Source organism: Burkholderia sp. Ac-20379, from assembly GCF_017104645.1.
GTDB lineage: Bacteria > Pseudomonadota > Gammaproteobacteria > Burkholderiales > Burkholderiaceae > Burkholderia.
The window spans coordinates 1-7,174 of sequence record NZ_JAAGPF010000356.1; the positions used below are offsets into that span (position 1 = coordinate 1).

5 protein-coding genes are annotated in these 7,174 nt (G+C 69.5%); 1 reads left to right on the plus strand and 4 read right to left on the minus strand.

Annotated features, from left to right (window positions below):
- The coding region (locus tag G3N92_RS28730; RefSeq protein WP_206130963.1) for a helix-turn-helix domain-containing protein at nt 1-313 on the plus strand (313 nt) is incomplete at its 5' end.
- 191 nt (nt 314-504) lie between these two features.
- On the opposite strand, the gene G3N92_RS28735 is transcribed toward G3N92_RS28730, so the two are convergent.
- The 4 genes from G3N92_RS28735 to G3N92_RS28750 form a co-directional block, all read right to left on the minus strand.
- Nucleotides 505-1,254, minus strand: a complete 750-nt coding sequence (locus G3N92_RS28735) for an SDR family oxidoreductase (RefSeq protein ID WP_206130964.1) — start codon at nt 1,252-1,254, stop codon at nt 505-507.
- A gap of 231 nt (nt 1,255-1,485) precedes the next feature.
- Complete coding sequence (locus G3N92_RS28740) at nt 1,486-2,874, minus strand: AcvB/VirJ family lysyl-phosphatidylglycerol hydrolase (protein ID WP_241015077.1); 1,389 nt, start codon at nt 2,872-2,874, stop codon at nt 1,486-1,488.
- On the minus strand, nt 2,871-5,459 hold the full coding sequence (gene mprF, locus G3N92_RS28745; protein ID WP_206130965.1) for a bifunctional lysylphosphatidylglycerol flippase/synthetase MprF: 2,589 nt from the start codon (nt 5,457-5,459) through the stop codon (nt 2,871-2,873). Before mprF ends, G3N92_RS28740 begins: the two co-directional genes overlap by 4 nt.
- 561 nt (nt 5,460-6,020) lie before the next feature.
- A complete protein-coding gene (locus G3N92_RS28750; RefSeq protein ID WP_206130966.1) occupies nt 6,021-6,839 on the minus strand; it encodes an FkbM family methyltransferase in 819 nt (272 codons plus the stop codon).
- Nucleotides 6,840-7,174: the final 335 nt, after the last annotated feature.

Below are 7,174 nucleotides of genomic sequence, written 5' to 3' on the forward strand. Positions count from 1 at the left end.
CGCCGATGCGCTCGCGGCCGATTTGGCCGACAACCGCGGCGCGGCCGACTGGGCGCACTGGGCCGGCATCGCGCCACGCACGCTGAGCCGGCGCTTCGCGGCCGAAACCGGCATGAGCTTCGCGCAATGGCGCCAGCAGGCGCGCGTGCTGCGCGCGCTGGAGCGGCTCGCGGCCGGTGCGCCGGTCACGACGATTGCGCTCGAACTGGGCTACGACAACGTCAGCGCGTTCATCGAGATGTTCCGCCGCTCGCTCGGCGTGACACCGGGGCGTTATGCGGCCGAGTTGCCGGCGCGGGCGGTGGGCGGGTGACGCGGCGCCGAGCCGGCCAGCGAATCGTCAAGCGACGGCCCCGCATGCTCGAAACGCCTGCCGAATCGGCCAAATTCAACGCGGTCACATCCAACGCCGCCCAACCCAACCCGGCCGATCCACCGGCGCGGACAACCGGCGCGGTGAAACAGCGCTGCCCCAGCCGCCGCGCCCTCGGGAAGCACGCTCCCTCAAAACTCCTGCCGCGTGGGACGGAACACCACCTCGTTGATGTCCACGTCCTCGGGCGCGCCGATCACGTACGCCACCAGGTTCGCGAACGATTCGGCCGGCAGCGCGATGCCGTAGAACTCGCGCACGGCCGCCGCGATGTCGGCCTCGGTGATGCTGTCGGGCAGCTCGGTGTCGATCGCGCCCGGCGAGATCACGGTGGTGCGAATGCCGTACGGCTTTACTTCCTGGCGCAGCCCCTCCGACAGCATCCGCACCGCGGCCTTGGTGGCCGCGTACACGGCGCTGCCCGGGCGCACCTTGTGCGCCGCCACCGACGCGACGTTGATCAGATGCCCCGCTTTCTGCGCCTGCATGTGCGGCAGCGCGGCGGCGATGCCGTACAGCACGCCCTTCAGGTTCACGTCGATCATGCGATCCCAGTCGTCGGTCTTGCCGCGTTCGAGCGGCGAATGCGGCATCAGCCCGGCGTTGTTGATCAGCACGTCGATGCGGCCGAAGCGGGCCACGGCGGTATCGACAAGCCGCTGCACCTCGTCGCGGCGCGTCACGTCGGTGGCCACCGCCAGCGCCTCGGCGCCGTGCGCCGTCAGTTCGGCCACCAGCGCGTCGAGCCGCTCGATGCGGCGCGCGCCGAGCACGATGCGGGCGCCGTCGGCGGCGAGCCGGCGCGCGGCGGCCTCGCCGAGCCCGCTGCTCGCGCCGGTGATGACGACGACTTTGTGGTGGATCTGGGTGGGCGTGGACATGCTCGATTCTCCGGTTGGGCGGGCGGCGACACGATGCGCGGCCCGCGTGAACGTCAACCGGGGAATCTAGCAAACGCGGGCGCGCCGCGTGAAGCCGGGCGGCCCTGCACGCGCTCGTGAGCGCGGTTCAGCAATCGCGGCGGAAACCGGCGAGTCACCAACGACGATCCGCCAACGAAAACGGCGGCGCAGGCCGAAGCCCGCGCCGCCGTCATGTATCGATCGCCGCGCTCAGCGCGCGCCGATATTCTTCTTGAACGCAGCGAGAATGCGCCGCTCCAGCGACAGGTAATCGCCGCCGAAGTGGTGATCGCCGCCCGTCTTGACGACCTCCACGCCGGTGCCGGCCAGCGCCGGGCACAGCGTTTCCTTCTCGGTCGCGCCGTAGAAGCACTGCACCTGCTTGGCGGGCAGCTTGTCGAACTCCGGACGCACCTTCAACGCCTGATCGCTGGCCGGCATGCCGAGCCAGCCGGTCACGCGGATCTGGAAATCGGCCGTGGGCGCGAAGCCGAGCAGCGACATCACGCCGACCTTCTCCTGCAGCGCCGGCGGCAGCCGGTTATAGGCGAACGGAATCACGTCGGCGCCGAACGAATAGCCGATCAGCGCAACGTGCGACGCGTGCCAGCGCGCCATGTAGGTTTGCATCACGCGGGCCAGATCGTGGCTCGTCTGCGCGGGCGTCTTCTCGCTCCAGAAATAGCGCAGGCTGTCGATGCCGACCACCGACACGCCATCCTTCTGCAACGCCTCGGCGATCGTCTTGTCGAGATCGCGCCAGCCGCCGTCGCCGGAAATCACGATCGCCATCAGGTTGCCGTCGGGCGAGGCCGTGCCAGGCTTGGCCGGCAGCTCGACGAGCGGCAGATCGGACACGTCGAGCTCGTCGGCGCTGCCGTCGCGCAGGTGCGGCTCGAGCAGCGCGACCAGCCGCGACGCGTCGCCGCTGGCGGCCGTATCCACAAAGCCCGGCGTCTTGCGGCGGCTGACCGTCGGATCCGGCGGGCACATCTTGAAGCGCGGATCGAGCGTGGCGGCCGGGGCCACCGTCACCGCGCCGGAAATGGTGTTCTCCGGCGCCTGCGCGAGCACCTGGCGCGCCAGCGCGCCGCCCTGCCCGATGCCGGCCACGATCGGCGCGTAGTAGCGCGAGGTCTTGATCTGCCGTTCGAGCTGGTGGCTGACCGCTTCCGCGTCGCCCACCAGCTGATGGCAGCTTTCCTTGGTCTTGGCCAGATTCGCCGCGTAGCGCGCGGTATCCACGCCGACCGTCAGCGCGCCAGCCTTCGCCAGCGCCGCCGCGGTGTTCTGGTCGTCGGCGCTCCAGCCGCCGGCCGCCGAATACAGCACCACGAAGCCGTGGATCTCGCCCTCGGGCTTGACGACGATCACGTCGCCGTAGCGCCCGCCCGGCAAGCGGCTCGGCACGCCGGCCTGGCCGATCACGGCCGAGGCCGGATGCGCCGCGCTGGCGCTCATCGCGCCGCTGGCATGCGCCGCGTGATCCGCGTTCGGCTTCGCCGCCGGTTTGGCGGTGTCCGCCGCGTGGGCGCCGCCCGCCTGGGCAAAGGCGAACGCCGCCGAGATGGCCAACCGGCCCCATTGATTCCACTTCATGAACGCCGACCTCCTGCCAGCAGAGACAAATCGGCCAGCGTCACGAACACGCCGACCGAACCGGAAGCCGCAAGATAGCGCGGCTCCCATTGCGGCTCGAACTTGCTCTTGAACGCGCGCAAGCCGCGGAAATTGTAGAAACGCCCGCCGAAGCGCCAGACCACCCGGCCGAGCCGGTGCCACAGCGACGACATCGGCGCGGTGCCCATCCCCGAGAACGGCGCCATGCCGAGGCTCAGGCGGCGGAAACCGGCTTCCTTCAGATGCAGCGCGAGCTGCGTGAACAGGTATTCCATCGCGTACGGCGAGGCTTCGGGCACGTGGCGCATCACGCCGACGGTGGCGTCGGTGTTCAGGTCGGTCGTCATGAACGTGACGAACGCCACCGGCTCGCCGCCCTGACGCACCAGCATCACCGACTGGGTGGCCAGATAGCCGTCGTGGAACGCGGCCACCGAGAAGCTCTTCTCGCGCGCGTCGCGGCTGTCGAGCCAATCGTCGGAGATTTCGCGCAGCACCGGCAGCATGTTCGGCACGTCCTGCGGCGCGATCACCTCGACCGTCATCGCCTCGCGGTCGCCGCGCTTGAGCGCATAGCGCAGGTGCGAGCGGTTCGAGCCCTTCAGGTCGAACGCCTCCAGCGCGATGTGCGCCTCCTCGCCGAGCTTGACGAGCGTGAGGCCCGCGTCGAGATAGAGCGGCAGCCCCTCGGCGCGCACCTGATAGAACGCGGCGCGCCCGCCGTGGGTGTGCGCGCGCAGGATGAATTCGTTGATGAGCCCGGCCCATTCGTGGCGCGGGCCGACCGGATCGTAGAGCGCGGCCCAGGTGCGGCCGTGCTTCGCGTACATCAGGAACGCCTCGCGCGACGGCGAGAACAGGAAGCTCTTGTCGCCCATCAGCGCCAGGCCCACGTCGCTGCGCTCCTGGGCGCGGATGATGCGCGCCGCGTCGGTCAGATCCTGCGGCTCGGGCACCACGAAGCGGCCCGCGGCCGGGCGCAGCATCTGCCAGAGCGAGGCCATCGCCGCGAACACGCCGGCCGCGAGCGTGGCGCGCAAGGCCCGCGAGGCGCGCTCGTCGAACGCGAACTGCGACCAGATTTCCTGCGTGTAGGGGATGTCGCGGAACGCGAACAGCAACACCCAGACGGCCAGCATCAGCACCATCGCCACCGACACGAACCAGCCGATCGTGAACGGCTCGGCGAACAGCGACGAATGGCGGTTGAAGCGGCGCTTGGACACCAGCAGCAACAGCAGCAGCGCGCCGAGCACGCCCGCCTCGACGAACGCCAGCCCCTTCGAGAACGACAGCGCGAGGCTGACCAGCGTGAGGCCGAACGTCATCCACCAGGCCGCGTCGAGCCGGCGCAGCAGCCCGCGCGCGACGAACAGCAGCGACACGCCGAGCACGCTGCACAGCACCTGCGAGCCTTCCATGACCCACAGCGGCACCACCCCGCGCAGCACGGCGATCCGCTGCCAGAACGCGGGCGTCGCGCCCGAGATCACCAGCATCCCGCCGACCGCGAACGTCGTCAGGCTCAGGAACAGCGGCGCGAGTTGCGACACCTGCGCGGCCTGCGTCGAGACGAAGCGCTGGCTGACCGCGCGCCCCTCGAACACGGCCAGCAGGCCGGCCGACAGCGCGAGCGGCACGCCGAAGTAGATCGCGCGATAGGCCAGCAGCGCGGCCAGCATCGAAGTGGGCGGCACGGCGCTGCCGAGCGTGAACGCCATGGCGGCCTCGAACACGCCGATGCCGCCCGGCGTATGGCCGATCATGCCGAGCAGCAGCGCGCCCGAATAGACGGTGATGAAGGCCACGAAGCCGACGTGGCCGTGCGGCAGCAGCGCCCACAGCGCGAGGCCGGCGGCCACCACGTCGACGGCGGCGAACACGAGCTGGGCGACCAGGTCGCGCCGCGCCGGAATGTCGAACGAGAGCCAGCTCCAGCGCGAATGCACCTCGCGCGGCTCGCGCCCGCAGAACGCCACCAGCCCGGCCAGCGCCGCCAGGATCAGCGCGCCGATCGCGGTCAGCCAGCCGGCCGGCACCGGCAGCATGAAGGCCAGCGGCCCGGAGCCGCCCACCATGCCGAGCGCGGTCATGCCGACGATGCCGAGCATCAGCGTGCCGCCCATGAACACGGTCATGCGGCCGATCTGCGCGGTGGTGACGCCCGAGGCGCCGTACACGCGCACCCGCACCGCACCGCCCGTCAGCGCGCCGAAGCCGGTGGCGTTGCCGAGCGCGGTGCCGGCGATGGTGCCGATCCACAGCGAGGCGCGCGGCACCTTGGCGCCCACGTAGCGCAGGCCGATCCAGTCGCGCGCCACCAGCGCGGCGTAGCTGAGCGCGGTCGCGCCGAGCGCGCCGGCCCACTCGCCGGCCGTCAGGTCGCGCAGATGGCGGATCACCGAGCGGTAGTCGACGGTCTCGGACAGATGCTGGAACACGAACAGCAGGGCAATGCCGATGCCGAGCGCCAGCAACGGCGAAACGAGCCGCTCGAGCCGCAAGGTCTGGCGGGCGCGCGCGAAACCGGCCGTCGCGCGCCGCGGTAAATCACTGAAGGACATGAATCAGAAGTGTCAGGCTGGAACCCGTCGCGAGTGTGACGCTGCCGAAGCGATCGTCGTCATGCAGCCGCGCCCCGAACGCAGGCTGCATCGACCGCCGGGGCGGACTGGGCGGAATCAGGGCCGCCGAGTGTACCGGAGCGATATTACAAAACCTTTCGTACCACCGAAGGCGGCCGGTGCGTTGCCGGCAACCCGCCCCGGCGCCCCACGCCGGTTCGTCCGGACGCGATTCGCGCCGGCCGCCGCATGATACTGGAAAAGCCACCGCAAAAACGCCGGCGAAACGACGTGAAGGCAAGCCCCTGGCGGCTTTTCACGATTTGCGAGGGGATCGGCACGTTGCGCACCCGGCTGCTTCGGGGCCCGTAACGTTCGGCATTTCGCAGGATGCCTAAAAACCGGCGGCAGCGGTAGCCGCCTTACCGGAATATTCACGGATTACAACGTTTTTATTTCAATTCGGTGCGCGCGCAGCGATTTCGAAAGCCGGACGGCACACCGGCCGCCGCCGGCGAACAGGCCGCAAGCAGGCCGCAAGCACGCGGCATACCCGAACCGTCAACTGATGAACACCACGCCCTCGCCCACCTGCAGGTGCGCCGACACCGGATCGTCGCGGTGCACGGCGATCAGGTTCAGCCCGGCCGGCACGCAGCGGTAGCCGAACTCGCCGAGGAACTGCTCGACCTGGGCCGAATCGGTCTTCAGCACCTCGACGCTCAGCATCGGCTTGCAGCGACGCAGCGTGTCGCGCGCGCCGGTCAGCGCCTCGATCTCCATGCCCTCGATGTCGAGCTTGATCAGGTCCACGCGCGGCAGGTTCAGCGAATCGATGCTGACCATCGGCACCGTGGAGCCGGACGCGGTGTCGTAGGCGATCGCCTGGCCGATGAATTCGCCGTCTTCGCGCTGGCGCAGCTCCAGGCTGCCGAAGCTCGCGTGCGCGAGGTAATCGGGCTGCGGCACGCGCAGTTCGCCGCAGCGCTCGCCGAGCGCGGCCAGCTTGACGCGCGCGTTCAGGCAGTTGTTCAGCGCGATGTTGCCGGCCAGCGCGTAGAACACCACCTCCTGCGCCTCGAAGCCGAGCACCCGCCCCCAGCCGTGCATGTGGCGCGCCCATTCGAGCGTGTGCACGCCGATGTTGGCGCCGCCGTCGATCGCCACCACGCCGTCGCCGTGCAGCTCGTGGCGGCGCGTCAGCATCGCCAGCACGAAATCGATCTCGCTCGCGTCGAAGCAGGCGTTCTCCAGCAACTGATGGCCGACGCCGTAGCGGAAGCCGGTGGCCGTGGTGTTGTGGTCGTGACGGTTCACGATCATCGTGCCGTGATTCGTCGCGGTGAGGACAAAGGCGATAGGACGCTTCGGAAAAGTCATGTCGGAGCCTCGGAATCTCGATGGAATTGTTGTGCGTGCCGCGGGCGGCGGGCGGCCGCGCGAACGGGTCGCGCAGGCACGCCGAACCGGTGCGCGGATTGTCATCCAGAACCGGCCAGGATGACCAGCGGGTCAGTCCCAATCCCGCAACACTGGCATGGCCCAGATCGGAAGAGCTTCTTGTAGGGAAAGAGTGTTGGTGGCTGTGTAGATCTCGGTGGTTGCCGTCTCCTTAACTAGCAAAGCCTATAGCCACTCCGTTCGTCCGTCCTCATCAACCTCCCTATATTGTACCTTCCCTCCCCCATGCCGCATCTCCCGACCCGTCCCGCTCC